Annotated in this window: 24 protein-coding genes, 1 pseudogene and 1 riboswitch; of the genes and pseudogenes, 20 read left to right on the forward strand and 5 right to left on the reverse strand. The window is 61.1% G+C overall.

The window, feature by feature from the left end; translation table 11 throughout:
* Positions 1-16 precede the first annotated feature (16 nt).
* The 5 genes from OKB77_RS01835 to OKB77_RS01855 all read left to right on the forward strand — a co-directional run bounded on the left by OKB77_RS01835 (position 17) and on the right by OKB77_RS01855 (position 5813).
* Positions 17-187: a hypothetical protein gene (locus OKB77_RS01835; RefSeq protein ID WP_162838752.1), complete on the forward strand. Its 171-nt coding sequence runs from the start codon at positions 17-19 to the stop codon at positions 185-187.
* Between the two features lie 450 nt (positions 188-637).
* The gene (locus OKB77_RS01840) at positions 638-1954 is read left to right on the forward strand and encodes a 2-hydroxycarboxylate transporter family protein (protein WP_159163108.1); all 1317 of its coding nucleotides are present in this window, start codon (positions 638-640) and stop codon (positions 1952-1954) included.
* Positions 1955-1977: 23 nt separating this feature from the next.
* On the forward strand, positions 1978-3528 hold the full coding sequence (gene maeA / locus OKB77_RS01845) for an oxaloacetate-decarboxylating malate dehydrogenase (RefSeq protein WP_270816845.1): 1551 nt from the start codon (positions 1978-1980) through the stop codon (positions 3526-3528).
* Positions 3529-3545: 17 nt separating this feature from the next.
* Entirely contained in the window at positions 3546-5114 is a 1569-nt protein-coding gene (locus tag OKB77_RS01850) for an ATP-binding protein (RefSeq protein WP_184232585.1), read from the forward strand.
* A gap of 3 nt (positions 5115-5117) precedes the next feature.
* Positions 5118-5813: a response regulator gene (locus tag OKB77_RS01855; protein WP_005338420.1), complete on the forward strand. Its 696-nt coding sequence runs from the start codon at positions 5118-5120 to the stop codon at positions 5811-5813.
* A gap of 76 nt (positions 5814-5889) precedes the next feature.
* Here OKB77_RS01855 and OKB77_RS01860 read toward each other — a convergent pair whose 3' ends face one another.
* A complete protein-coding gene (locus tag OKB77_RS01860; protein WP_270816846.1) occupies positions 5890-6789 on the reverse strand; it encodes a DMT family transporter in 900 nt (299 codons plus the stop codon).
* A gap of 233 nt (positions 6790-7022) precedes the next feature.
* Between OKB77_RS01860 and OKB77_RS01865 the strand changes: the two genes are divergently transcribed.
* Positions 7023-7808: a helix-turn-helix transcriptional regulator gene (locus OKB77_RS01865; RefSeq protein ID WP_265775667.1), complete on the forward strand. Its 786-nt coding sequence runs from the start codon at positions 7023-7025 to the stop codon at positions 7806-7808.
* Positions 7809-7888: 80 nt separating this feature from the next.
* Here the strand turns inward: OKB77_RS01865 and exaC are convergent, their stop codons facing one another.
* Positions 7889-9406: an acetaldehyde dehydrogenase ExaC gene (gene exaC, locus OKB77_RS01870; protein ID WP_199415303.1), complete on the reverse strand. Its 1518-nt coding sequence runs from the start codon at positions 9404-9406 to the stop codon at positions 7889-7891.
* A 236-nt stretch (positions 9407-9642) separates the two neighbouring features.
* Between exaC and OKB77_RS01875 the strand changes: the two are divergent.
* From OKB77_RS01875 to OKB77_RS01925, 11 genes and pseudogenes are all read left to right on the forward strand, one after another.
* A pseudogene (locus OKB77_RS01875) lies at positions 9643-11300 on the forward strand (sigma-54-dependent Fis family transcriptional regulator).
* 128 nt (positions 11301-11428) lie between these two features.
* Positions 11429-11839 (forward strand): VOC family protein, encoded by a 411-nt coding sequence (locus OKB77_RS01880; RefSeq protein WP_199415301.1) that lies wholly within the window; start codon positions 11429-11431, stop codon positions 11837-11839.
* Between the two features lie 101 nt (positions 11840-11940).
* On the forward strand, positions 11941-12630 hold the full coding sequence (phoB, locus tag OKB77_RS01885) for a phosphate regulon transcriptional regulator PhoB (protein ID WP_005338414.1): 690 nt from the start codon (positions 11941-11943) through the stop codon (positions 12628-12630).
* 8 nt (positions 12631-12638) lie between these two features.
* A complete protein-coding gene (gene phoR, locus OKB77_RS01890) occupies positions 12639-13934 on the forward strand; it encodes a phosphate regulon sensor histidine kinase PhoR (RefSeq protein WP_150390417.1) in 1296 nt (431 codons plus the stop codon).
* A gap of 178 nt (positions 13935-14112) precedes the next feature.
* A complete protein-coding gene (locus tag OKB77_RS01895; protein ID WP_005338411.1) occupies positions 14113-15087 on the forward strand; it encodes a PstS family phosphate ABC transporter substrate-binding protein in 975 nt (324 codons plus the stop codon).
* Between the two features lie 181 nt (positions 15088-15268).
* Entirely contained in the window at positions 15269-16075 is an 807-nt protein-coding gene (locus tag OKB77_RS01900; RefSeq protein ID WP_270816847.1) for a M48 family metallopeptidase, read from the forward strand.
* Complete coding sequence (locus tag OKB77_RS01905) at positions 16063-16569, forward strand: GNAT family N-acetyltransferase (protein WP_199415299.1); 507 nt, start codon at positions 16063-16065, stop codon at positions 16567-16569. Before OKB77_RS01900 ends, OKB77_RS01905 begins: the two co-directional genes overlap by 13 nt.
* A 108-nt stretch (positions 16570-16677) precedes the next feature.
* Complete coding sequence (locus tag OKB77_RS01910; protein WP_005338407.1) at positions 16678-17580, forward strand: ROK family protein; 903 nt, start codon at positions 16678-16680, stop codon at positions 17578-17580.
* A gap of 41 nt (positions 17581-17621) precedes the next feature.
* Positions 17622-18347 (forward strand): copper homeostasis protein CutC, encoded by a 726-nt coding sequence (locus OKB77_RS01915; protein ID WP_005338406.1) that lies wholly within the window; start codon positions 17622-17624, stop codon positions 18345-18347.
* A 150-nt stretch (positions 18348-18497) separates the two neighbouring features.
* Positions 18498-19109 (forward strand): FKBP-type peptidyl-prolyl cis-trans isomerase, encoded by a 612-nt coding sequence (locus OKB77_RS01920; protein ID WP_005338405.1) that lies wholly within the window; start codon positions 18498-18500, stop codon positions 19107-19109.
* Positions 19110-19297: 188 nt separating this feature from the next.
* Positions 19298-19612, forward strand: a complete 315-nt coding sequence (locus OKB77_RS01925; RefSeq protein WP_005338404.1) for a DUF2845 domain-containing protein — start codon at positions 19298-19300, stop codon at positions 19610-19612.
* A 52-nt stretch (positions 19613-19664) separates the two neighbouring features.
* On the opposite strand, the gene OKB77_RS01930 is transcribed toward OKB77_RS01925, so the two are convergent.
* Entirely contained in the window at positions 19665-19883 is a 219-nt protein-coding gene (locus tag OKB77_RS01930) for a DUF1107 family protein (protein ID WP_270816848.1), read from the reverse strand.
* A 203-nt stretch (positions 19884-20086) separates the two neighbouring features.
* On the opposite strand from OKB77_RS01930, the gene yfcD reads away from it, so the two are divergent.
* Positions 20087-20569, forward strand: a complete 483-nt coding sequence (gene yfcD, locus OKB77_RS01935) for an NUDIX hydrolase YfcD (RefSeq protein WP_236368015.1) — start codon at positions 20087-20089, stop codon at positions 20567-20569.
* Between the two features lie 83 nt (positions 20570-20652).
* On the opposite strand, the gene OKB77_RS01940 is transcribed toward yfcD, so the two are convergent.
* On the reverse strand, positions 20653-21579 hold the full coding sequence (locus OKB77_RS01940) for a phenylacetate--CoA ligase family protein (RefSeq protein WP_270816849.1): 927 nt from the start codon (positions 21577-21579) through the stop codon (positions 20653-20655).
* A 155-nt stretch (positions 21580-21734) separates the two neighbouring features.
* Between OKB77_RS01940 and OKB77_RS01945 the strand changes: the two genes are divergently transcribed.
* Together OKB77_RS01945 and OKB77_RS01950 are read left to right on the forward strand one after the other, a co-directional pair.
* Positions 21735-22208 (forward strand): peroxiredoxin, encoded by a 474-nt coding sequence (locus OKB77_RS01945; protein ID WP_206875717.1) that lies wholly within the window; start codon positions 21735-21737, stop codon positions 22206-22208.
* Positions 22209-22334: 126 nt separating this feature from the next.
* Positions 22335-23303: a calcium/sodium antiporter gene (locus tag OKB77_RS01950; RefSeq protein ID WP_005343920.1), complete on the forward strand. Its 969-nt coding sequence runs from the start codon at positions 22335-22337 to the stop codon at positions 23301-23303.
* 88 nt (positions 23304-23391) lie between these two features.
* Here OKB77_RS01950 and OKB77_RS01955 read toward each other — a convergent pair whose 3' ends face one another.
* Entirely contained in the window at positions 23392-24558 is a 1167-nt protein-coding gene (locus OKB77_RS01955; RefSeq protein WP_118854176.1) for a type III PLP-dependent enzyme, read from the reverse strand.
* 507 nt (positions 24559-25065) lie between these two features.
* Positions 25066-25181: riboswitch (glycine riboswitch) on the forward strand.
* Positions 25182-25267: the final 86 nt, after the last annotated feature.

Genomic DNA, 25267 nt, shown 5'->3' on the forward strand with positions numbered 1-25267 from the left:
AAGGGGGAAACGGGTTGTGGATGGATATGACAGTGGATGTGTGTATCTGGCAATTGAAGCGCTGTTGAGTGATGGAGAATATGGTGCAGAGTCACACCATGGCGTGAATCGGGAAGGCGCAATCAGAAGTACCGATATCAGTCATGATTTTGACCCCGCCAATATTCCATTGCTGTTGGCAGAATAGACCTGACCGTGTGTGATCCTTGTGAGTTCAAGCCAGTGCTCTGGTATTCGCTGGCTTGACTCATCACTATTTCAATCTCCCCTTTTTGCATCTTTCTCCTCACCCTTTTTCATCGTGAGAGCTTCCTATATGCTGACTCAAACCCTAATGTGGCATGCCGTGGCACTCGCGTTATGGCGATGATATTGCCCGCTGATTATCACTCACAGGATCTGTGGCGATAAATGGTCGCAGAGCTTGTCATCTGGCTCTGTTATTTCCCCGAAGGGGGAGAGATCATCGCATCGTTATTACTGCTGATCACCCAAATATCCATTGTGCAGCACGCGTTGGCGACACCATGATGTTTAAGTTTTTAATGTTTTTATATGGCTTTGCAATCTGGCTAACCGACAGGGGCGAGGGGGATCAATAAAGTAGCGGCCACAATCACACGCAGAGTACATAACAATGAAAAACCTCTCCCCCCTACAAACCACACAAGAAAAGGCCGCCTTTATGGGCGGCCAACAAATTGCGGGTATGCCGCTCTTTATATTTCTGGGGTTGGCGACCTGTGTTCTCTTTTCCGGCTGGAACGGCTCGCTGCCGCTCGGCATGGTCGGTGCGCTGGCGCTGATGTTCGTGCTGGGCACCCTGCTGACCGAGCTGGGGGAGCGGATCATGCCGATCCGTGAATATCTGGGGGGCGGCACCATCCTCGCCATCTTTGGCGGCGCCGCCCTGTTCGAATACCAGCTGCTGCCGGTGCAGGCGGGGCAGGTCATCACCAACTTCATGAAGGAGGGAGGCTTTCTCAACTTCTTTATCGCCAGTCTGGTGACTGGCTCCGTGTTTGGCATGAGCGGCGCTTTGCTGAAAAATGCCGCCATGCGCTATCTGCCGGTCATTCTTGGCGGCGTAGCGCTGGCACTGCTGAGCGTGGGGCTGGTCGGCTCCCTGATGGGGTATGGCTTCAAGAATGCGGTGCTGCTGATCGGCCTGCCGATCATGGGGGGTGGCATGGGGGCTGGCGCGGTGCCTCTGGTGGAGATCCTCTCCGGCCCGATGCAGATGTCCAGTGCGGATCTATTGTCACGCATGGTACCGGCGGTGGTGATCGCCAATACCCTGGCCATTCTGGTGGGCTCCCTGCTGGCGCGCCTCGGTCGCCGTTACCCCTCCCTGACCGGCAACGGCAAGCTGATGGTCAAGGAAAATAGCCAGAGCATTGCTGACGATCAGGTCGAAGCGCCGACCCTGCAGAGTCTGGGCATGGGCCTTTTCATCAGCTCCAGCATGTTTGTGCTGGGCTCCCTGCTTGGCAACTTTATTCCCATGCACCCTTTCGCCCTGATGATTTTGGCGGTCGCCTTTATCAAGGTGAGCGGCCTGCTGCCGCGCCGTTATGAGCAGGCGGCGGCCGACTGGTATCAGTTTGTGGTGAGCAACCTCACTCCCTCCCTGCTGGTGGGGATCGGCGTCGCCTATACCAGTATTCCGGAGCTGATCAGTGCCTTCTCCGTCAGCTACTTCGTGCTGGTCATGGTCACCGTGATCGGTGGCGCCCTCGGCGCGGCGCTGGTGGGCCGGATGATCGGCTTCTACCCCATCGAGGCGGCCATCACCGGCGGGCTCTGTATGGCCAACATGGGCGGCACCGGCGACGTAGCCGTGCTCTCGGCGGCCCAGCGGATGAAGTTGATGCCCTTTGCCCAGATCTCCTCTCGCCTTGGCGGCGCCGTGATGCTGATCCTGGCCACCGCCCTTATCTCCCTGCTCGCCTGATACCGGATTGAGGAACAAACAAAATGAACGACATCATGATGGGCACCAGCCTGCCCTATGCCGAGCGCAAGCGTCAGGGCGTGCGCGGCCGCATGCCGCATAAGGAGGAGTCCCTCTCCCAGCAGCGGCGCCGGATCTACCGATTGGTCAGCGCCATGCAGAGTCCGTTTGACCAGCATCTGCTGCTGCGCCAGCTGCAGGAGGACAACCCTGTGCTGTTCTACGATCTGGTGCGCCACCACCTGCCTGAGTTGCTGCCGATCATCTACACCCCGGTGGTGGGAGGGGCGTGTCAGCGCCACAGCGATCTCTATCTTCGCAGTCACGGTCTCTATCTCTCCTGGCATGACAGGGACGATCTCGACGACATCCTCGAGTCGGTAGAGCAGGAGGTGGATGTGATCGTCATCTCCGACGGCGAGCGGGTGCTGGGGCTCGGTGATCTCGGTATCGGTGGTATGGGGATCTGTATCGGCAAGCTGGCGCTCTACTCCGCCGCGGGTGGCATCAACCCGGCCCGCACCCTGCCGCTCTGTGTCGATATGGGCACCAACAATCCCGAGCTGCTGGAGGATGACTCCTACCTCGGCTGGCAATCCCCGCGCATCGACGGCGAGAGCTATTACCACTTCATGGACAAGGTGGTGGCCGCCATTCGCAAGCGCTGGCCGCAGGTGGTGCTGCAGTTTGAAGACTTTGCCGGCAAGCACGCCGCCAATCTGCTGACCCGCTATCGGGATGAGCTCTGCATGTTCAACGACGATATTCAGGGCACGGCGGCAGTCGCCTCCGCCTGCGTGCTGGCCGGGTTGCAGCAGGCGGGTACCGCCCTGTGCGATGCTCCTGTGCTGATCGTCGGGGCGGGCTCTGCCGGTTGCGGCATTGCCGCCATGCTGGCCCAGCTGGCGGGGAGTCACGACGGCGTCTGGCTGTTTGATCAGGACGGAGTGGTCTGCGCCGATCGTCCCAACTTGACTCGCGCCCAACAGCCGTTTGCCCGCGCCGTGGAGGAGGGGAACAGTTCGCTGCTGGAGACCATCCGTCAGGTGCGCCCGGCGGTCTTGATTGGCGTGAGCGGTCAGGGCGGCCTCTTTACTGGCGAGGTGTTGCAGGCGATGGGGGAGGTGTGCGATCAGCCGGTGATCCTGCCACTCTCCAACCCGACCCGCAGTGCCGAGGCTACCCCCGAGCAGGTGTGGGCCGCCACAGATGGCCGCGCCCTGCTGGCCACCGGCAGCCCCTTTGCGCCGGTAACGGTGACGGCGGAGCGGCGGGTAGTCTCCCAGTGCAACAACGTCTATGTCTTCCCGGGGATTGGTCTCGGGGCCTGCGCCGTCAAGGCGCGCCGCATCAGCGATGGCATGTTGCTGGCCGCGGTGCGGGCAGTCGGCGCCTATCCGCTGGTGGCGGGTAGGCTGCTACCCCCCATCGAACAGGTGGGAGAGGTGGCTCGCGCCGTCGCCAGAGCGGTGGCGCTCTGTGCCCGCGAGGAAGGATTGGCCGATTATGTCGGCGATCCGGCTCCTTTGATTGACCAGACCTGGTGGCATCCGCACTATTGGGCAGCGTCCTGACGTTTTAAGGTATGTGCATGAAACTTCGCCACCAGTTGGTCACCCTCTCTCTTGGGCTCTCCCTGCTGCTGATCCTCATTCTGGGCAGCCTGCTGGCCCTCTTTATCCGTCATCTGTTGGAGAGCAATCTGCAGGATAAGGGGAGCGATCTGGCACGGGTCATGGCGGCGGATACCCGGGTGGTCGAGGCTCTGCGTCAGGGGAGTGATCCTACCCTGCGCGACTATGTGGAGGCGGTCTGCAACCGCACCGATGCCACCTATATGGTGGTGACCGATGAGCATGGTCGCCGCCTCAGCCACCCCAACCCCGAGCTGGTGGGGCAGAAGTTTCGCGGCGAGGATATCTGGCCCGCGCTGCAGGAGCGGCGCAGCTACTGCTCCAAGGACCGGGGCACCATGGGGCCAGCGATCCGCTGCTTCTCCCCGGTGGTAGGCGGTGATGGGCGCGTCATGGGTGCCGTGGTGGTGGGCTACCTGATGCAGCAGGTGGAGGGCATCTATATGGAGCGGGTAGCCCTGCTCATCAGTGCCATCGTTGCTGTGCTGGGGTGTGGCCTGCTGTTGGCGCTCTGGGTGCAATACCTGCTGCGCAAGACCCTGCTCGATCTGGAGCCGGAGGCAATCGTGCGCCGTTTCACCCTGCAGGATCTGGTGCTGGAGCACATCACCGAAGGGGTGATTGCCCTCGATAGCCGCGGCAACATCAACATGATCAACAGCACCGCCAGCTATCAGCTGCGGCTGCCGGTTACCGGGCGCCATGCCCTGCAGGGGCAGTCGCTGGCGGAGCTGGTGCCGCCCCTTGCCCCCTGTCTGGAGCAGGAGGGGGGCGAGGTGAGCTTCACCATTCAGGGAGAGTCCTTTGTCGGTCGCTGGCAGGCGGTGCAGGGCAAGGCGCCGGGGCGGTTGCTGATCTTCAGCCGTCCGGAGGTGGCCGCCAGTCTGGGGGTGCAGGTGACCCACCTGCGCCAGTACGCCGAGATGCTGCGGATGCAGAGCCACGAGTTCGCCAACAAGCTGAGCAGCCTCTCCGGCCTGTTGCAACTGGGCCATGTGGATCAGGCGGTGGAGCTGATCCAGCAGGAGAATGAAGCGTGCCAGACCATGCTGCAGGAGCTGCTGCGGCTGATCGACAACAAGCCGGTGGCGGGGCTTATTCTCGGTAAGTTCAGCCGGGCTCGCGAGCTGGGGGTGACCCTGGAGCTCGATCCCGATTCGGCGCTGGCGGAGTATCCGGCCTCGGTCTCGGCCGATCTCATTACCCTCATTGGCAACCTGCTGGACAACGGCCTGCAGGCGGCCTGGCGCAATCGCCAGCAGCGGCCGCCGCGGGTGCTGCTCTCTCTGTGCGATGTGGGGCGGCGACTGGTGATCGAGGTGGAGGATAGCGGCGAGGGGGTCGATGAGGAGCTGGCCGATCACCTGTTCGATTACGGGGTGAGTCGCCAGAGCGGCGATCACGGAGTGGGTCTGTTCCTGGTCAAGGAGACAGTGGGTCGGCACGAGGGTGTGATAGAATGGCGGCGAACCGCCGAGCAGACCACCCTGTTTGGTATCTACTTGAATAAAAACCAATTAATGTGAGCCATGGACCCAATAATCACGCTTGTTATTGAAGATGACGATCGGATCGGTGCCATCTTGTCAGAGCTGGTGGCGGCGACACCCGGTTTCTCCCTGCTGGGGCGGGCCGGCACCCTGGCCCAGGCCGATGCCATGATGGCCGGTGTGGTGCCCCAACTGCTGCTGGTGGATGTCTCCCTGCCCGATGGCTCCGGCCTTGAGTGGGTGAGCCGCCTGCGTAGCCACAACCGCGAAGCCTACGTCATCATGGTGACTGCCTCGCGGGATGTGGAGACCATCCAGCAGGCCCTCAATCTGGGGGTTCATGACTACGTCATCAAACCATTGCGGCTGTTTCGCATTCAGCAGAGTCTGGACGAGATCCTACAACTGCATAGCCGTCTGTGCGAGCGGGGTCGGCTGGAGCAGGAAGATCTCGACAAGCTGCTGGGCAAGGGGGGGCGCTCCCAGATCAAGGAGATGCGTGTCACTCCCAAGGGGATCGACAGCATCACCCTGCGTCAGGTGCTGGATCTGCTGGCGGGCGAGCCGGAGAACGTCTTCTCCACCGACACGGTGGCGCTGCGACTCTCCCTCAGCCGCACCACGGCGCGCCGCTATCTGGAGTATCTGGAGTCGGAAGACCGGGTGGATGTGGATCTCAACTATGGTCAGCGGGGGCGGCCGGAGCGGCGCTACCGCTGGCGCCGGGCCGGTTGAGATGCTCACTGGCGTGCATTGTAGAAACAACAAGGGAGCCATGGGCTCCCTTGTTGTTTCCGGACGATGTTGGTTCTCAGGCGGCTTCCCGTTCTGCTACCGGCGCACGCCCCTTCAGCTGGGAGGCCATCACCCCGCCCAGGATCAGCCCGCCACCCAGCAGGTGGTAGCCATGGATCGGCTCGCCCAGACCGACGACTGCGATCAGCGCTGTACAGAGCGGCATCAGGTTCATAAAGACCGAGGTGCGCTCGGCGCCCATGCAGGCGAGGCTGCGCATCCAGCAGTAAGCCGCCAACAGGGAGGAGGCGAGCCCGGCGAAGAGCACCAGTCCCCACCCTTCGGCCGGCACCGCCATCGAGTCGGCGCTGAGAGCGAGTGGCACCAGTAGTAGCACCGCCAGCAGGATCTGCATGTAGAGGTTGAGCCAGGGGCCAAACGGCAGGTGCCAGCGGCGGATCAAGAGGCCGTAAAGGGCGTAGCTGGCGGAGCCCAGCAGCATCATGCCATCCCCCGGGTTGATGCCGTTATGGAGCAGGGCAAGCGGTTCGCCCTTGCCAAGCAGCCAGAGCACCCCGAACAGGGAGAGACTCATGCCGAGCAGTGCCTGTTTGCCGGGACGCAGGCCGAAGAAGAGCGCCCCTTGCAGCAGAGTAAGCAGCGGAATCAGGGAGCCGATCACCCCCATATTGGTAGCCGAGGTGCTGTGGGCGGCGTAATAGGCCAGACACTGGTAGAGCACCATACCTAGCGCCGCCAGCACCAGCAGCTTGCCGAGCCAGGGGCGAACCTCGCTACGGCGGCGCCACAGCTGCGGCAGGCAGAAGGGGGTCAGCGCCAGAGCGGCGATCACCCAGCGATAGAAGGAGATTGCCGCGGGGTCGAGCACGCTGGCGGCCGCCTTGGATACCACGGTATTGGTAGCCCAGATCAGCACAGCCATCAGCGGAAAGAGAAGAGGGGAAAAGATTCGCATCAGAGGCTCCTTATTAACAGGGGGCCAAGTCTACCCTTGTCTTTATATTATCAAGTAGCGTAAAACAGACAGATGACCCAGCAGAAAAGACAACTCTTTCTGATGTACCTTATTCCGGCCCACACGGGCAGCGTCTGCCCGCAACTGATGGCTGCTTTTGACCTGTGCCGGAGATCGAGCCAACAGGGCGTTGCATCACGCCTGTTCCTCTTTCTCGCTGACAAGGGGCGCTGATGGCCACTCACCAGTTTCAGCCGGTAGATGTCGTTCTGCCCGCTCCCAATCCGCTCTTTTTCAGTTACCAGCAGATGCTGGCCGACAGCGCGACCGTGCTGCACTCTCACCCCTGGGGCCAGCTCAATATGATCAGCCTGGGGATCATGGAGATAGAGCTGGGGGATCAGCGACTGGTGGCCCCTGCCGACTACCTGATCTGGGTGCCGGCGGATCTCGAGCACACCTCCTACAACGAGCAGACCCTCGACTACACCTCCATCTACGTCAGCCACGAGCTGGCGACCAAGCTGCCGCCAGAGCCCAGATTGCTGCTGCTCACCCCACTTATTCGCGCCCTGCTGAGCGACTTTTGCGAACGGCGGGTGAGCCATATGGCGGATGAGTGGGATCAGCGTCAGGCCGAGTTGCTGGTGGAGCGACTGGCGCGCACCCGTTGTCAGGAGAGCTACCTGCCGATGAGTCAGGACAAGCTGCTGGCTCCCATGCTGGCGGCGTTGCACAGCGATCCTGCCGACCCCCGTACTCTGGCCCAGTGGGCCGGACAACTGCACGCCACAGAGCGCACCCTGGCGCGGCGCTGTCTGCGGGAGTTGGGGATGAGCTTCGGTCAGTGGCGGGCGCGGCTGCGGCTGCTCAAAGCCTTGGCCTGGCTCAAGGGCGACATGCCCATTCAGGAGATCAGCTGGCGGCTCGGTTACGGCTCCACCTCGGCCTTTATCGCCATGTTCAACCGGGAGCTGGGCTGCTCCCCCCAGCGTTATCGCCTACAGTCAGCCCGATAACAAATTGCCGGACATGTCATATGGTGAAGCAAAACAAGAAGGGCGCCCGCAGGCGCCCTTTCTGATGACATCTGCTTGCGCTAGAAGAAGCCGAGCGGGTTGATGTCGTGACTTACCAGCAGGTTCTTGGTGTTCTGGTAGTGGTCCAGCATCATCTTGTGGGTCTCACGGCCGATCCCCGACTTTTTGTAACCGCCAAAGGCGGCGTGTGCCGGGTAGGCGTGGTAGCAGTTGACCCAGACCCGGCCAGCCTGAATGCCACGCCCCATGCGCCAGGCCAGATTGCTGTCGCGGGTCCACAGGCCTGCCCCCAACCCGTACTGGGTGTCGTTGGCAATGGCCAGAGCATCCGCCTCGTCCTTGAAGGTGGTGACCCCGAGTGCCGGCCCGAAGATCTCCTCCTGGAACACCCGCATCTTGTTCTGACCGGAGAAGATGGTGGGCTGGATGTAGAATCCCCCCTCCAGTCCGCTCACCTTGGCCGGGCCGCCGCCGATCAGCATCTTGGCCCCTTCGCCGCGGCCGATCTCCATGTAGCCCAGGATCTTGTCGAACTGCTCGCGGGACGCCTGCGCCCCCACCTGAGTGGCGGTATCGAGGGGGTTGCCCTGAACGATGGTGCGAGCACGGGCCAGCACCCTGTCCATGAAGTCGTCATAGATGCTGGCCTGCACCAGCGCGCGGGAGGGACAGGTACACACTTCCCCCTGGTTGAAGAAGGTCATCAGCATCCCTTCTACCGCCTTGTCGATGTAGCTGCTCTCGTGCTGCATCACGTCGGCGAAGTAGATATTGGGGGACTTGCCCCCCAGCTCCACGGTGGAGGGGATCAGCTTGTCGGCTGCGCAGCGCAGGATATGGGCGCCCACTTCGGTCGAACCGGTAAATGCCAGTTTCTGGATCCGGTTGCTGGTGGCCAGCGCCTGACCTGCCTCGGCGCCGAAGCCGTTGACCACGTTGACTACGCCGGGGGGCAGGATGTCCTTGATGAGATCCATCATCAGCATGATGGTGACCGGGGTCTGCTCGGCGGGCTTGAGCACGCTGCAGCAACCCGCCGCCAGCACAGGGGCCAGCTTCCAAGCGGCCATCAGCAGCGGGAAGTTCCACGGGATGATCTGGCCGACCACGCCGATGGGCTCCTTGAAGTGGTAGCTGACGGTGTTCTGATCCAGCTCGGCGGCCGAGCCCTCCTGAGAGCGAATACAGCCTGCGAAGTAGCGGAAGTGATCCACCACCAGCGGCAGGTCTGCCGCCAGGGTTTCGCGCACCGCTTTGCCGTTCTCCCAGGTTTCGGCGATGGCGAGCCGCTCGATGTTCTGCTCGATGCGATCGGCGATGCGCAGCAGCAGGTTGCTGCGTTCGGTGACGCTGGTCTTGCTCCAGCTGGTGAACGCCTTGTGGGCGGCATCCAGCGCCAGTTCGATATCGGCGGCGTCGGAGCGGGCGACCTCGCAGAATACTTTGCCATCCACCGGCGAGATGTTTTCAAAGTAGCGGCCGGCACGAGGAGCCACCCACTCACCGCCAATGAAGTTGTCGTAACGGGACTTGAAGCTGACCAGGGCACCTGCCTGACCGGGAGCGGTATAAATCATCTCATCATCCTTTATGTGTGTGATCCTGACCGGACTGGCTGACAGACCGGTTGCCAGCTGATATCGCAAGGGGCGTGCCAAAGGGTCTGACCAGCAGACAAAAGGTTACAAAAACGTTATCAAATGGTGTGTGGCAGCGTATCTTGGTTAACCAATGACCACGGCTATTGCGATAAAACTGTACCGTTTCTGGACAGTGGCCGAGACAGTCGTGCTGTTTGTGAACAGGAGGCGTGATGAGTGAGTCACTTCAACCCGGTCCCGGTCCGATCCAGCGTTCCTGGCAGCGTTGCCTGCATCAGGGGCTGAGCCGCCAGCAGAGTGCCGATCTGGACTTGCTGCCCCAGGGGGAGCTGTCGGCCCGTCAGGAGCAGCACAGGGCGCTGATCGCCTGCTTCCAGCGCTTCGTGCTGCCGCTGTTTGCCCAGTTACTGGCGGGTCGCCCTTGTCGCCTGTTGTTGTGTGACGGTGAGGGGGCCATTCTGGCCGCCAGTGGTGATGAGGGGTTCGCCCGCCATGCCGAGCGTATCTTTTTGCGCAGTGGCGCCCGCTGGGGTGAGGCGAGCAAGGGCACCAACGCCATCGGTACCGCGCTGGCCGAGCAGAGTGAAGTGCAGGTGCTCGGCAATCAGCACTTCTTCGCCCAGCACAGCTTCCTCAGTTGCAGCGCTTGCCCGTTGCTGGGGCCGGATGGGCAATTGCTGGGGGTGCTCGATATCTCCACCGATGCGGCCCATCACGATGGCGATATGCTGGGCACGTTGCGGCTGCTGGCCATGACCCTCGAAAACGCACTGCTGGCGCGTCAGCCGGGCTGGCTGGTGGATCTCGATCCCCAGAGCCTCTGGTCCGCTCGCCTGTTGCTGGGAGAGGAGGGGGAACTGCTCGGCGCCAACCGGGCAGGCCGACTCTGGCTCGGCCTGCACCCTTTCGATGGCAGGCAACTGCTGCGCGAGGGGCGTGGCTTGCGGCTGGTGCCAGAAGCGGACGCGACACCTTCCCGCGCCGTCCTGCCGGGTCACTCAAGCTCGGTGCTACCTCCGCAGCAGGTGCCGCTCAAGATGCTGGAGCGCGGCATTTCGTTGCTTATCGAGGGGGAGACCGGCAGCGGTAAAGAGCATCTGGTGCGGGCCCTACACCGAGCATCGAGTCGGCGGGATCAGCCACTGGTGTGCGTCAACTGTGGCGCGTTACCAGCAGATCTGGTGGAAGCCGAGCTGTTTGGCTATGTGGGCGGGGCCTTCAGCGGTGCCCGCAGCCAGGGCAGTCAGGGTTATCTGCGCGCAGCCCACGGCGGCATGCTGATGCTCGATGAAATTGGCGAACTGCCGCTGCAGGCTCAAACTCGACTGCTGCGGGTATTGCAGGAGCGCTGCGTGACGCCGGTTGGCAGTCACAAGCCGGAGGCGGTGGATTTCTGGCTGGTCAGTGCCAGCCACCGGGATCTGGCGGCCATGGTGCAGAGTGGCGCATTTCGCGAAGACCTCTATTACCGGATCTGCGGCTGGCGTCAGCAGCTGATGCCGCTGCGCCGTTGGCCTGCCGCTGAGCGTCTGGAGCTGATCCAGCGACTGTTGGCGGAGATGGACCCGAGTCTGCGTCTGACCCGCGATGCGGAGCGACAGCTGCTGGCCCATCCGCTGCCCGGCAACGTGCGCCAGCTCAAGCAGGCACTGGAAGTGGCCTGTGTGCTGGCAGAGGGGTTGGGTTGGATAGAACCCGCCCACCTGCATCTGCCCAGTGTGGCCACAGAGCCCGGCGTCTTGCCGATGGGGGAGGCGACCAGCTTGCGTGAACAAACCTGGCGGCATGCGGCGGCAATGTGAGCGAGGCCGCGCGCCAGCTGGGGATCAGCCGCACCACCCTCTACCGGACGCTGCGCGAAGCCCCTTGAGTGCTCACTCCCCCTCATCGGTCGTTTCAAGACGCACATGACGGCTGGAGCCCTGCCCGTCCAGCCGCTATGATGCGCCCTTGCCGGGGCATTGCGCCCGTTGACTCATCCGTTGAGGATTTTCTGCCATGTCACAACACATAGGGGCGCTGACCCTGCTGGTGGCTGATTACGATCAGGCCATTTGCTTTTTTACCGAGGGACTTGGCTTTGTGCTCCTGGAGGACACTCGGCTCGATGAACCGGGCAAACCGGGCAAGCGCTGGGTGCGGGTTGCCCCCAAAGGCACCCCCGGTTCCGCGTTGCTGCTGGCACAAGCGGCCAACGCGCAGCAGCAGGCCGCCATCGGTAAGCAGGGCGGTGGTCGGGTATTTCTGTTCCTCGAGACCACTGATTTCTGGGGGGATTACCAGCGCATGCAGGCGTACGGTGTGCATTTTTGTGAACAGCCCCGTGACGAGCCTTATGGCACCGTGGTGGTGTTTGAGGATATCAGCGGCAACCGGTGGGACTTGTTGCAACGTACTGCTGCCAACTGAATCTGAAAACGTTTATCATCCCGCCTGTCATAAAGTCATAAAAGTGTCACAGAAAATTCTAATAATTGGCGCACCCATCTTCACAGAGGAGAGAGAAGGGAATGGCTAAGCGAATTCTGGTGGTCGAGGACGAAGCACCGATCCGCGAAATGCTCTGCTTCGTGTTGGAGCAGAAGGGATATGAGACGATTGAAGCGGAAGATTACGCCGATGGACTGGCGAAGGTGCGCGAACCCTACCCCGAACTCATCGTGCTCGACTGGATGATGCCGGGCGGCAGTGGCATCCAGTTTATCAAGCAGCTCAAGCAGGATGAGGTGACGCGCCAGATCCCGGTGGTGATGCTCACCGCTCGCGGTGAAGAGGAGGACAAGGTGCGTGGTCTGGAGGCCGGTGCCGACGACTATATCACCAAGCCGTTCTCGCCCAAGGAGCTGACCGCTCGCCTCCATGCAGTGATGCGCCGCGTGTCGCCCACCTCGGTAGACGAGGTGATCGAGGTGCAGGGGCTGAAACTCGATCCTGTCTCCCACCGGGTCAGTGCCGAAGAGAAGGCGCTCGACATGGGGCCGACCGAATTCAAGCTGCTTCACTTCTTCATGACTCACCCCGAGCGGGTCTACAGCCGTGAACAGCTGCTCAATAATGTCTGGGGTACCAATGTGTACGTCGAGGACAGAACCGTGGATGTGCATATTCGTCGCCTGCGCAAGGCGATTGAAGAGACAGGGCACGACAGATTGATCCAGACGGTGCGTGGAGCCGGATACCGCTTCTCAACCCGTCTCTAGAGGCAGTTATGTTGCAACCTTACGCCTGGCGGCGACAGTTGTGGCGAATGGCGTTTTTTTACGCCCCCTTCGCATTGGTTGGCTGGTTGGTTGATCACCTTGCCCTCTGCCTGTTGGTGGCGGCCGTGTTGCATCTGGGCTGGCACTATCGCTTCCAGAAGCGGCTCTCTGACTGGCTGTGGCACGACCGCAGCTTGGTGCCCCCCAGCGGCAATGGCAGCTGGGAGTACATCTTCAACGGTATCTACAAGTTGCAGCAGCGTCACCGTGCCCGTCGCCGCGAGCTGGCGGGGCTGATCCGCCGCTTCCGGGAGGGGGCCGAGGCGCTGCCCGATGCCGCCGTGGTGTTTCGCACCGATGGCAGCATCCTCTGGTGCAACCGGCTGGCGGAGCAACTGCTCGGTTTTCGCTGGCCGGAGGATGCCGGCCAGCATATCGGCAACCTCATTCGCAATCCGGCCTTTAACGCCTATCTGGGCAAGGGGGCATATGACGAGCCCCTCGAGATGCACTCCCCGGTCAATGAGGAGAAGTTTCTCGAGTTTCGCATCATGCCCTACGCCTCTGATCAGGCGATGCTGGTGGTGCGGGATGTCACTCGCTTGCGCAGTCTCGAGAAGACCCGCAAGCACTTCGTTTCCAACGTCTCCCACGAGCTGCGTACCCCGCTGACCGTGCTCAAGGGCTATCTGGAGATGACCGAGGAGCCGCCCCCGCCCGCCATGTGGGCCAAAGCGCATCGGGTGATGATGGAGCAGACCATCCGGATGGATAATCTGGTCAATCAGCTGCTCACCCTCTCCCGTATCGAGGCGGCCCCGACCGTGGATCTCTCCCATCTGGTGGACATGCCTGCCATGCTGGGGCTGCTGGAGCAGGAGGCGCGAGCACTCTCGGGCGAACGGGCCCACCAGCTCGAATTTGTGGTGCAGCCCAATTTGCTGGTGCGCGGGGATCAGGAGCAGCTGCGCAGTGCCGTCTCCAATCTGGTCTACAACGCCATTCACTACACCCCGGCGGGGCGAAAAATTACCGTGGAGTGGCGCAAGCAGGGGGCGATGGCGCTGTTTGCCGTGAGCGATGAAGGGGAGGGGATTGCCCCCGAGCATCTGGCGCGGCTCACCGAGCGTTTTTATCGGGTGGACAAGGCGCGCTCGCGCCACACAGGTGGCTCCGGCCTCGGCCTTGCCATCGTCAAGCATGCCCTCAGTCATCATGACTGCCAGCTCGATATCGAGAGTCGGGTCGGCCTTGGCAGCCGCTTCAGCTTTCTCATTCCGAGCCGCATGGTGGTGATTAAATAGTCTTTTATGGCAATGAGTTAGCTGCAAAAAGAGGGCCTTTTAACGGGCCCTCTTTTCATTTGTTCAAATCTGTCGCCATGTCATTAAAGTGTCACATTAAATCCATAAATTTGTCACTGCCAGGTCAGATACTGGCGCCGTCTTAAGAACGGACCTTCTGTAACTTTGGAGAGATTGGATGAAACTCAACAAACTGGCTGGTGTAATCGGATTCACCGCAGCAACCCTGTTTTCTGTCAGCGCCCTGGCTGCCGGTGTGGATAAAGACCTGCCGGATTACACACCGACCAGCGGCATTTCGGGCAACCTGTCCTCTGTCGGCTCGGACACCCTGGCCAACATGATGACCCTGTGGGCCGAAGAATTTAAGCGTTTGTACCCCAACGTCAACGTGCAGATCCAGGCCGCCGGTTCTTCTACCGCCCCGACTGCCCTGACCGAAGGTGTTGCCCAGTTCGGTCCGATGAGCCGTGCCATGAAGGCCGGTGAAGAGGAAGCATTCGAGAAGCGTTACGGCTACAAGCCGACTGCCATCCGCGTTGCAGTCGATGCCCTGGCGGTGTTCGTCAACAAGGACAACCCCATCAAGGGGCTGACCATGCCGCAGATCGACGCCATCTTCTCCAGCACCCTCAAGTGCGGCGAAGCCAAGGCTGCCACCAAGTGGTCTGATCTGGGTCTGGATGGCAACTGGTCCAGCAAGGATCTGCAACTGTTCGGTCGCAACTCCGTATCCGGTACCTACGGTTACTTCAAGGAGCACGCCCTGTGTAACGGCGACTTCAAGAGCGGCGTGAACGAGCAGCCGGGTTCTGCCTCCGTGGTGCAGTCTGTCTCTGCCTCCCTGAATGGCATCGGCTACTCCGGTATCGGTTATGTCACCTCTGGTGTGCGTGCAGTACCGCTCTCCAAAGATGGCAAGACCTTCATCGAAGCGACCTCCGATAACGCCATCACTGGCAAGTATCCGCTGTCACGCTTCCTGTACGTTTACGTGAACAAGCATCCGAACAAGCCGCTCTCCCCGATGGAGCAAGAGTTCGTCAAGATGATGCTCTCCAAAGCAGGCCAGAACATCGTTGCCAAAGATGGCTACGTGCCGGTGCCGGCCAAGGTGGTACAGGCTGACCTGAAAAAGCTGGGTATCATGTAACTGCCTGCCGTCAGCATGCCCTGATAAAACGAGCCCCAAGCGGGCTCGTTTTGTTTTTGGCGGCTGTCAGTTTTGTTAATAGCGCAGGATGGATATTTTTCCGCCAGCCGGGGGCTGGCTCCCTTGCGTAGCAGGGCGGCATTTCCGAGAATAGGGCAACGTTATGGCAAAGGATCCCTTCATGATTGCGTCCCTCACCAAGTTTGGCCTGGTAGCCCTCTGTAGTTCCCTGCTGGTCGCCTGCGCCCAGTCGCCGACCGGCCGCAGCCAGATGCTGCTCTACTCTCCCCAGCAGATGAATCAGTTGGGCGCCGACTCCTTCGAGCAGATGAAGAAGCAGGAGAAGGTGAGCAAGGATGCCAAACTCAACGCCTATGTCTCCTGTGTCGCCAAGGCGGTGACCGCCCAGGTGCCGGCCAGCTATGGCATCACCAACTGGGAAGTGGTGGTGTTTGACTCCAAACAGGTCAACGCCTTCGCCCTGCCCGGCGGCAAGATTGGTGTCTACAGCGGTCTGCTCAAGGTGGCCAAGAATCAGGATCAGCTGGCGACCGTCATCGGTCACGAGCTGACTCACGTACTGGCCCAGCACTCCAACGAACGACTCTCGCGCAGCCAGCTGGCGGGGATTGGTCTGGCGGCTGCGGACATTGCCATGGGCACCAGCGAGTATCGCGGCGCCACCATGGCCGCCCTTGGCCTCGGGGTCGAGGTGGGGGTGATGCTGCCCTATGGCCGAACTCAGGAGAGCGAAGCGGATCGGCTCGGACTTGAGCTGATGGCGCGTGCCGGGTTCAATCCGGCCGAGGCAATCCCCCTGTGGCAAAACATGAGTGCCGCCGCCGGTGGCAACACGCCGCCGCAACTGCTCTCCACCCACCCGAGCAACGAGAACCGGATCGCCGAGTTGCAGGCGCAACAGGCGCAAGTGCTGTCGCTCTATGAGCAGGCCCGCGCCAACGGTCTGGTGCCCCAATGCAAGGCATAAGCCTGCGCATGGCGCGCAGCGACGATGCCGCCGCCATGACGGTGATGCAGCGAGCCAGCTGGCTCGCTGCCTATTGCCAGGTGCTCGGTGCCGACCTGCTGGAGCAGCTCGATGTCACCGCCCATCTGCAGATTTGGCAGAGCCGTCTGGCCGAGCCGGGCCCAAGGCCCATGCTGCTTTGTCTCGATGAGGTGGTGATTGGCCTGCTCTACTGGCAACCACTGCAGGAAGCGGGACAGAGCCATGCCCTGATCCGCGCTTTTTACCTCCATCCCGACCACTGGCGACAAGGTTATGGCAAACGGCTGTGGCAGGCGGTGGCGATGCAGATGCGCCGCGCCGGTTGCCATAGCGTCAAGTTGTGGCTGCTCGATGGCAACCACATCGGCGAGGGGTTCTACCTGCGCCGTGGCTTCGTCTTTGATGGCGAGGAGCGCACCCTGATAAGCCTCGGGCAGCCCTGCCTGCAGCGACAAATGAGCCGTTTGCTCTGATCACTCTCCTGTTTTTCGCCTTCGGTCACTTTATTTTTTTTGCGAATTAATACAATGTCCCCCTTGGAACAGAGTTGGATAAACACGGGCTGACAAGGGAGTGCTGGCATGTATTACGGCTTTGATATCGGTGGCACCAAGATCGCTTTTGCGGTCTATGACGGTGCATTGAACCTCTGCCACGAGGAGCGCATGAGCACTCCGGGCAACGATTACGAGGGGTTGCAGCAGCTGATCCGCTCCCGGGTCGAGCAGGCGGATGCCCGCTTCGGCGCACGGGGCTCGGTCGGTATCGGTTTTCCCGGTGTCATCAACAGCCACGATCACAGCATAGTGGCGGCCAATCTGCCCTCCATCAATGGTCGCCATCTGGGCGCCGATCTGGCCGAGCTGCTGGAGCGGCCGGTCAAGGTGGATAACGACGCCAACTGCTTCCTCTGGTCCGAAGTGCATCAGGGAGCCGCCGACGGCGCAGGCAGTGCGCTCGGCGTCACCATCGGCACCGGCATCGGCGGCGCCGTCTATCTGGCGGGCAAGCTTATTCAGGGGCGCAACTGGCTGGCTGGCGAGATTGGCCACTACCCCTTGCCCGCGACCATGCTGATGAAGTACCCCGAGTTGCCCCGTCCCCGTTGCGGCTGCGGCCGTCTGGTCTGTTTTGAAACCTATGCCTCCGGCACCGGTCTGGAGCGTCTCTATCACCATTTCCATGGCCAGCGCGCCACGGGTCACCAGATTGTGGGACGCTTCGAGGCCCATGAACCCCATGCGGTCGAGACGGTCGACTGCTGGCTGGAGATCATGGCCGCCGGGCTTGCCACCGCCATTTCGGTGATTGATCCCGAAGTGGTGGTGTTGGGGGGCGGCCTGAGCGGCCTGCCCGCCCTCTATGAACAGCTGCCGCTGCGTCTGCCCGGTCACTTGCTGCCCGGGGTCGCCCTGCCCGAGATCCGCCAGGCCCGCTTCGGCGGTGCCGGTGGTGTGCGCGGCGCAGCCTTGCTCAATCTATGAGATCAGATGTGGGGTCTGATCTCCCCGAAAAAGGAGTCCTCATGACCCGTCTTGAAATCTGTATCGACAACCTGGAATCCCTGTTTACTGCCCAGCAATCCGGGGCGGATCGCATCGAGCTCTGCTCTGCACTGGGTCTGGGCGGCCTGACCCCCTCCTACGGTTTTATGCAGCAGGCTGCCCGCCATGCCACCGTGCCGGTTTATGCCATGATCCGCCCGCGCGCCGGGGATTTTTGCTTCAACGACGGCGAGTTCGAGATGATGCTGCAAGATATCGCGGCCGCACGTGCTGCGGGGCTGCAAGGGGTGGTGGTCGGTTTGCTGGATGAGGAGGGGCGGGTGCCTGCCGCCAAACTCAAACAGCTGGTGGATGCTGCAGGACCGTTGGGGGTCACCTTCCATCGTGCCATCGATCTCTCCTCCGATTGGCGCCTCGATCTGGAGACCATAGTTGCAGCCGGTTGCGAGCGCATTCTGAGCTCGGGCCATGCGCCGACCGCGCTGGCTGGGCTGGAAACCCTGCAGGAGATGCAGCAGGCGCTGGCGGGGCGTGCCAGCCTGATGCCGGGGGCCGGGGTCAATGCCGACAACGTGCGTACCATCATCGAGTTCACCGGGGTGAGTGAAGTGCATATGTCCGGCATGGGCTGGCGCGGTGGCATGGTGCCGCACGGAGTGAATATGGGCACTTCGGATGATGGTCGGGTCAATATCACCGATGGCGCCAAGGTGGCTGCGGTCAGAGCCTTGCTGGATCGCGGTTAAGCAGATCGCCGCCGTTGGGCGGCGTTCATCCGCATCTTGTGTGAAGTTCCTCCCACTGACGGGGAAATCAGGGGCGCCCCCGGCAGCACCCCGGCCAAAAGTCTGATATTATCCCGCCTCTTTACTACATGGATCTGGAGCAACATCTCAATGTCCCAATACGACTCTATCGAACAGAAGGCCAGCTATGGCATCGGCCGCAACATGGGTGATCAGCTGGCGCAGCAAGCCTTCGCCGGTCTGGATATCCCGGCCCTGCAACAAGGTCTGGCAGATGCCCTGAATGGTCTGGAGTTCGCGGTCAGCCGTGACGATATCAATGATGCCTTCCAGGTGATCACTGCGCGTATGCAAGAAGAGCAGGAAGCCGCCGCCAAGGCCGCCGCTGCTGACGGCGAAGCCTTCCTGGCTGACAACGCCAAGCGCGCTGAAGTGAAGGTGACCGACTCCGGTCTGCAGTACGAAGTGCTGGTAGAAGGCAACGGTGCCGTTCCGGTAGCCGGTCAGTCCGTGCGTGTGCACTACCACGGTACCTTCACCCATGGTGGCGTATTCGACAGCTCCGTTGCTCGCGGCCAGCCGGCTGAATTCCCGGTGACCGGCGTGATTGCTGGCTGGGTTGAAGCGCTGCAGCTGATGCCGGTTGGTTCCAAGTGGAAGCTCTACATCCCCCACGATCTGGCCTACGGTGCCCGTGGCGCGGGCTCCATCCCGCCTTACTCTGCACTGGTATTTGAAGTCGAGCTGCTGGACATCCTGTGATCCTGCTGGCTTGATGCAAACGGCGACCCTCGGGTCGCCGTTTGTTTTTGAGCTATGTGATAGACAGCATTTGTCGCGACCAGCGGGCTGGAGAGCAGAAAAGGGCGGCACTTTTGCGCTTTTTACTGGTTTTTTCAGAAACGGGAACAGGCATACTGCGACTCATTAGAGAGGATAAGGAGAACCCGATGAGCAAGAAGATGAAGAAAGTAGCGGGGCTGGCCCTGTTGCTGCTGAGCATTCCGGCCAGTGCCGATGCCATGCGCTGCAAGAACGCCCTGATCACCGAGGGAGACACCACCGCCGAGATGCTGCTCAAGTGCGGTGAGCCGATGTTGCGCGAAGAGCTCAACCGCAACGAGGAGAACCAGTTTGGCAACATGGTGCAGGTCAAATATGGTGAACGCTGGACCTACAACTTCGGCAAGAACGAGTTCATGCGCTTTGTGACGGTGCGCAACGGCATCATTACCGATATCGAAAACGGCCCGCGCGGCCAGTAGCCGGCGGGCAAAGCATGGATGCACAACAGACAGTAGGGCAAGACCCTTTGACTCAGATGTCCGGCAAGGGGTCGCGGTGACCAAGTTGTCTGACCGCCAGATTGATCTGGCGAGCCAGTCTTAGCCGCTGGCGGCAGGTCAGGCCATGGAGGCTGATCCTGCCCGCGTTGAATTCAAATGTCCCCAGCGACTCGATGGCAAAATAGCCTCGATGAAAGCTCTTGATGTAGCGAGCGATCTGCCGTGGGGATAACTGCTTGAATACCTTCATCACACGGTTCCCTGATTGCCTGGACAGGGCACACTATGGTGTCGGTCGATGACACTGATATGACGGTTTATAAAGATTTGTATGAATCCTTATTTTGCCAGTGAGTTCGGCAAATTGACGGCGTCATCGAAAAAGTTGTGCCATGACAAACCACCGCACCGATATACTGCGGGCTTGAATGGAACAAATAAAAGGGCCTGTGCGTGGAATGGGTTGATGTGGTGGACGAGGATAACCGGGTGATTGGCGTGGCCGAGCGAGCCAAGGTGCGGCGGGAGAATCTCTGCCATCGTGCCAGCTATATTCTGGTGCTCGACGACGCGGATCGGATCCTGGTGCAGCGGCGCACCCTCAGCAAGGATTTCTGCCCCGGCATGCTGGATGCCTGCGCCGGTGGCGTGGTCACCACCGGTGAGGAGATGGAGCTCTCCGCCCGCCGCGAGCTGGCCGAAGAGCTGGGGATTATGGATGTTCCCCTGCAGGGCTTTGGCAGCTTTTATGCGGAAGGGGAGGGCTACCGGGTCTGGGGTGGCCTCTTCAGTTGCCGTTATCAGGGGCCGCTGCAGTTGCAGGCCGAAGAGGTGAGCGCGGTGCACTGGATGAGCCTGGCCGAGATCGCCGAGCGCGCCAGTGAATTTACCCCCGACTCCCTGCTTGCCATCGCCACCTGGCAAGCAAGGCGCTGACCAACTTCATATATTATCTTCTCCAGAGACAAGACGGGCAGCCTGATGGCTGCCCGTCTGCCTTTGTGCATTTACTTGATCTGCTACACCAGCTTGAGGCGCCGGTTGGTGCGCCCGCAAGCGCTCGGCTTGGCGAGCCAGTGCCCTTGCCAGTCGGTAGCCAGACGCAGTAGGGGATACTCCAGATCTAGCCGGGTCACCACCAGCTGGCCGGTCTCGTCGCCACTCACGGGATTGCCGCTGGCGGGATCGATGATTTCGACGATGCAGCTCTCGTTGACGATAAAGCCCTGACCGGGCTGACTCTCGTAGGCCACCACCCCCACATCCTGCCACACCAGACAGTTGAGGGCCGCAATGCCATGAATGGCGCGCAGTGGTGCCGTTTCAGGATGGGTGGCTTCGCACAGTAGGGCACGGCGCAGCGAGTCGCTCGGGATCTCCGCCGCTTCGGCCGCTTCCAGCAGGTCGAGCAGGGTCACCAGCGGGCCGACATAGCCGGTGGGTTGATAGCGCAGCAGTGCCTCCAGTTGGCGCTGGGTATCGTGGGGGCCGCAGGGTACCACGGGAGCCCCCAGCTGGCGGGCGCCGTTATCGAAGATAAAGGCGGTGGGACCAGCATGATAGTCGTGGCCGTTGAGCATCACTTCCCCCGCCTTGAAACCGGCGGCAAACAGTGCCCGGGCGGCCCCCCACCAGTCTGCCCCGGCATATTCGGGAATGGCCAGCTGGCCCGGACAGGAGAAGACCCGCAGCGCCTGACTGGCGGGGCGGCCGGTGAGACCGGCAAAGGGGGGATGAGCCTGCTGGGCGGCAAAGAGCTCTTTGCTGTCGAGCAGTGGCAGGGTGGCCAGCTCTGCCAGATCCTCGAGGTGGCACTGGCGATAGGCGCTGGAGTAACCGGCGCAATATTGACTGACATGGGTAAGCTGATGATTGAGCTGGTCCAGTTGCTGCTGTTCGCGCATGGCGGGGGGACGAATTTCCAGACCATCGTAATAGTGTTGCATGGGGCCTCCTGGCGCCGTGAAACCAGCTCAAGAGTAGTCTGCCCAAGGGGAAAATGCCTGCCGCTATCCATGGTCAGGCTCAGAGCCGCTGTTAGGCGGCATCGTCACTCTGGGATAAACTGGCAACTTCCCATCACGACTCAGGACGAGAAATCATGATTGCTGTAGGACAACCCCTGCCTGCGGGCGAATTTACCTTTATCACCGCCGAAGGCAAGCAGCTGCGGGATAGCAAGACGCTGTTCGCCGGTAAAAAAGTGGTGCTGTTTGCGGTACCCGGCGCCTTTACTCCCACCTGCTCCAATGCTCATCTGCCCGGCTATGTGGTGCTGGCCGATCAGTTTATGGCCAAAGGGGTGGATGCCATCTGTTGCCTCTCGGTCAACGACGCTTTCGTGATGCGGGCCTGGCAGACGGCCCAGAATGCCGAGGCGATCACCATGCTGGCGGATGGCGACGGAAGCTGGAGCCAAGCGCTGGGTCTGGCCAAAGATACCGGCGCCTTTGGCGGCATCCGCGCTCAGCGCTTTGCGTTGATCGCCAACGATGGTGTGGTCGAGCAGCTGTTTGTGGAGGCGCCGGGCAAGTTTGAGGTCTCCGATGCCGCGAGCCTGCTGGCTGCACTGTGAAATGTTAATCACGGTTTGATTTCCCCTTGAAATGGGAGGTGGCACAGCTACACTGGCGCCACTTTCCCATGGTGCCTGCCCGTTCGGGCTGGCGCTTCGTTGCAGATAACAAGAGATGAAGATCCTATGACCCTGGCTTTTGTTGCCCTGATTGCCGGACTGGCGCTGCTGGTCTGGAGTGCAGACAAGTTTGTCGATGGCGCTGCTGCCACCGCCCGTTATGCGGGGATGCCGCCGCTGCTGATCGGCATGGTGATCATCGGTTTTGGTACTTCGGCCCCGGAGATGGTGGTCTCGGCACTGGCGGCGTCCCAGGGCAATCCCGGGTTAGCGCTCGGCAACGCCTATGGCTCCAACATCACCAATATCGCGCTGATCCTGGGTCTGACGGCACTGATCAGCCCTATCGCGGTGGCCTCTCAGGTGGTGCGCAAGGAGATCCCCATTCTGCTCGGTATTACCCTGCTCTCCGGCGCCCTGCTGATCGATGGTCATCTGGGCCGGATGGATGCGGTCATTCTGGGGGCCGTCTTCGTTGCCCTGATGGGCTGGTCTATCTGGGCTGGCATGAATGGCAAGGGAGATGCGCTGGATACCGAGACCGCCGAGGATATCGAGAGCGAGGGGATGTCCCTCAAGAGCGCTATCTTCTGGCTGGTGGTCGGGCTGGTGCTGCTGATCGGTGCTTCCCGTCTGCTGGTCTGGGGGGCGGTGACCATCGCTCAGGCGCTTGGTATCAGCGATCTGGTGATTGGCCTCACCATAGTCGCGGTGGGAACCTCCCTGCCGGAGCTGGCCTCGTCGCTGATCGCCATTCGCAAGAACGAGCATGATCTGGCCCTTGGCAACGTGCTCGGCTCCAACCTGTTCAACACCCTGGCGGTGGTGGGGATCGCGGCGGGCATCCACCCGCTCGATGTGGCGCCGGAGGTGCTCACCCGTGACTGGAGCATCATGATGGGGCTGACCCTGCTGCTGCTGGTGATGTGTCTGGGCCGCAAGGGGCAGGGCCGCATCAACCGGTTGGAGGGGGGCGTGCTGCTGACCTGCTTCGTCGCCTACACCGGCTGGCTGCTGACCAGTCAGTTTATCTGATAGGGGTTGGTGAAATGAGAGAGGGGGAAGCTCAAGCTTCCCCCTCTTGTTTTTGCCCAGTGAACCTGTTAGCGAGCGAGCGGTGTGCTCAGGCTACTGCCACCAGTTTCTGCCCCTTCTGACTGCTGTCCAGAATGAGGATGCTGGCCTTGGGAAAGAAGTTGAAGGTGGAGGCGGAGGCCCAGGTGTAGGCGCCCATCACCTTGCCAACCACCAACTCGCCGATAGCCAGATCCGGCAGCATGATGCCATCGCGGATCACATCCACGCTGTCGCAGGTGGGGCCGGAGAGCACCGAGTTGTGCTGTTCGCCGCTGGCATAGGGGGTGCTCACCGGATAGGTGACGTGGTCATAGAGCTGGCCGTTGTAGCTGCCGTAGAGGCCGTCATCCAGGTAGTACCAGATCTTGTCGCCGCGGTGCGCCTTGCCCATCACGCTGGCGACCGAGGTCATGGCCGGTGCGCTGATAAAGCGGCCCGGTTCGGCAATTTTCTGCACGGTGGCCGGCAGCTTGGCCAGCGCCTCGCGGATCGGCGCGCAGAAGCCGTCGATGTCGAACTCGCCGCCCTCATAGTCGACCGGGAAACCGCCGCCGATATCCAGCACCCAGGGCTTGAGCCCGAGCGCCCAGGCCTGCTCCATGATCTCGCGGCAGGCGTCGATGGCCTGCACATGGCGACGGGCATGGGGCACTTGCGAGCCGACGTGGAACGACAGCCCCATCACCTTGATCCCCTTGGCGTGGGCCAGTTGCAACAGCGGCAGCGCCTGCTCCGGAGTGCAGCCGAACTTTTTGGAGAGATCGACCTTGGTCTCGGGGTTCGGGAAGCTGACCCGCAGCAGCAGTTTCACTTCGTCCTTGTAGGGAATGAACTTCTCCAGCTCCAGCGGGTTGTCGTAGACAAACACGGTGCAGCCGAACTCCAGCGCGTAACGGATATCGCTGTCGCGCTTGATGGGATGGGTATGAATGCAACGTCCCGGGCGAACCCCCTGACTGCGCACCAGATCCACTTCGCCATTGGTGGCCAGATCGAAACAGGCCCCCTCTTCCTTCAAGACAGAGACCACCGCCTCATGGGGCAGGGGTTTGAGTGCATAGTGCAATCGTACATCGGGCAGGGCGGCGGCCAAGGCCCGATACTGTTTGCGGACGGCTGCCTTGTCGAGCAGCAGCAGGGGGGAGCCGAATTGTTCAACCAGCTGACGGTAATCTTGTGCGACCACATCTTTTGCAACCAGGGTCTCGTTCATTCTCTTTTGGTCATCCTTAGGGGGCGTGATATGCCCAAGCCATATGCGATTGAACCGGCGACGGCCGGGTCAGGCGAGCGGTCCGGTGGGACCAACCGAACACAGTGCATAAATTGATAACAAAGTGCTTGGTTATGCAGCGGATTATCGGCTTATTGATTCTGTGTGCAAGCATTTTGATTGGATATGTCGGCAAGATTTTCTTGGCGAAACGAGAGGGATCACTGTTCTCTATCCGCCATTTTTCCCGTTTGGGCCACATTTGATCCGTGCGAGCCTAACTTGTTGATAGTTAACTAACATTTAACATTCTTGCCGCGGTTCTGGTGGTCACTAAAAAAATATAAATGGGGGCGGCCAAGTGCGAGACAGCTCACATTTTTTGGATTAACATGCCGACTTCCTAATCCAAATTAGTTCGGATGAAGGTAGCAGGAGAGCGATGGGCAACCATCCACCGAAGAAGTGAATCTTTCAGGTACCGGGCAACCGGTGTGGACTGCTACTGGACGATACTCTGGAGAGACCCGTTAAATCGGGCGCCGAAGGAGCAAGGCACCATGACTACCCGCAAGGGCAGGCTGGCGCCGGAAACTCTCAGGCAAAAGGACAGAGGGGATGGGATGGTTGTACCTGGGCTTGGCCCGCATCCGATCGCCTCTGGCCGATCGCGACACCTATGGGAAGATCATCCTTCTCCTCCTTAATT

Source organism: Aeromonas sp. Y318-3 (assembly GCF_027706185.1).
Classification (GTDB): domain Bacteria; phylum Pseudomonadota; class Gammaproteobacteria; order Enterobacterales; family Aeromonadaceae; genus Aeromonas; species Aeromonas veronii.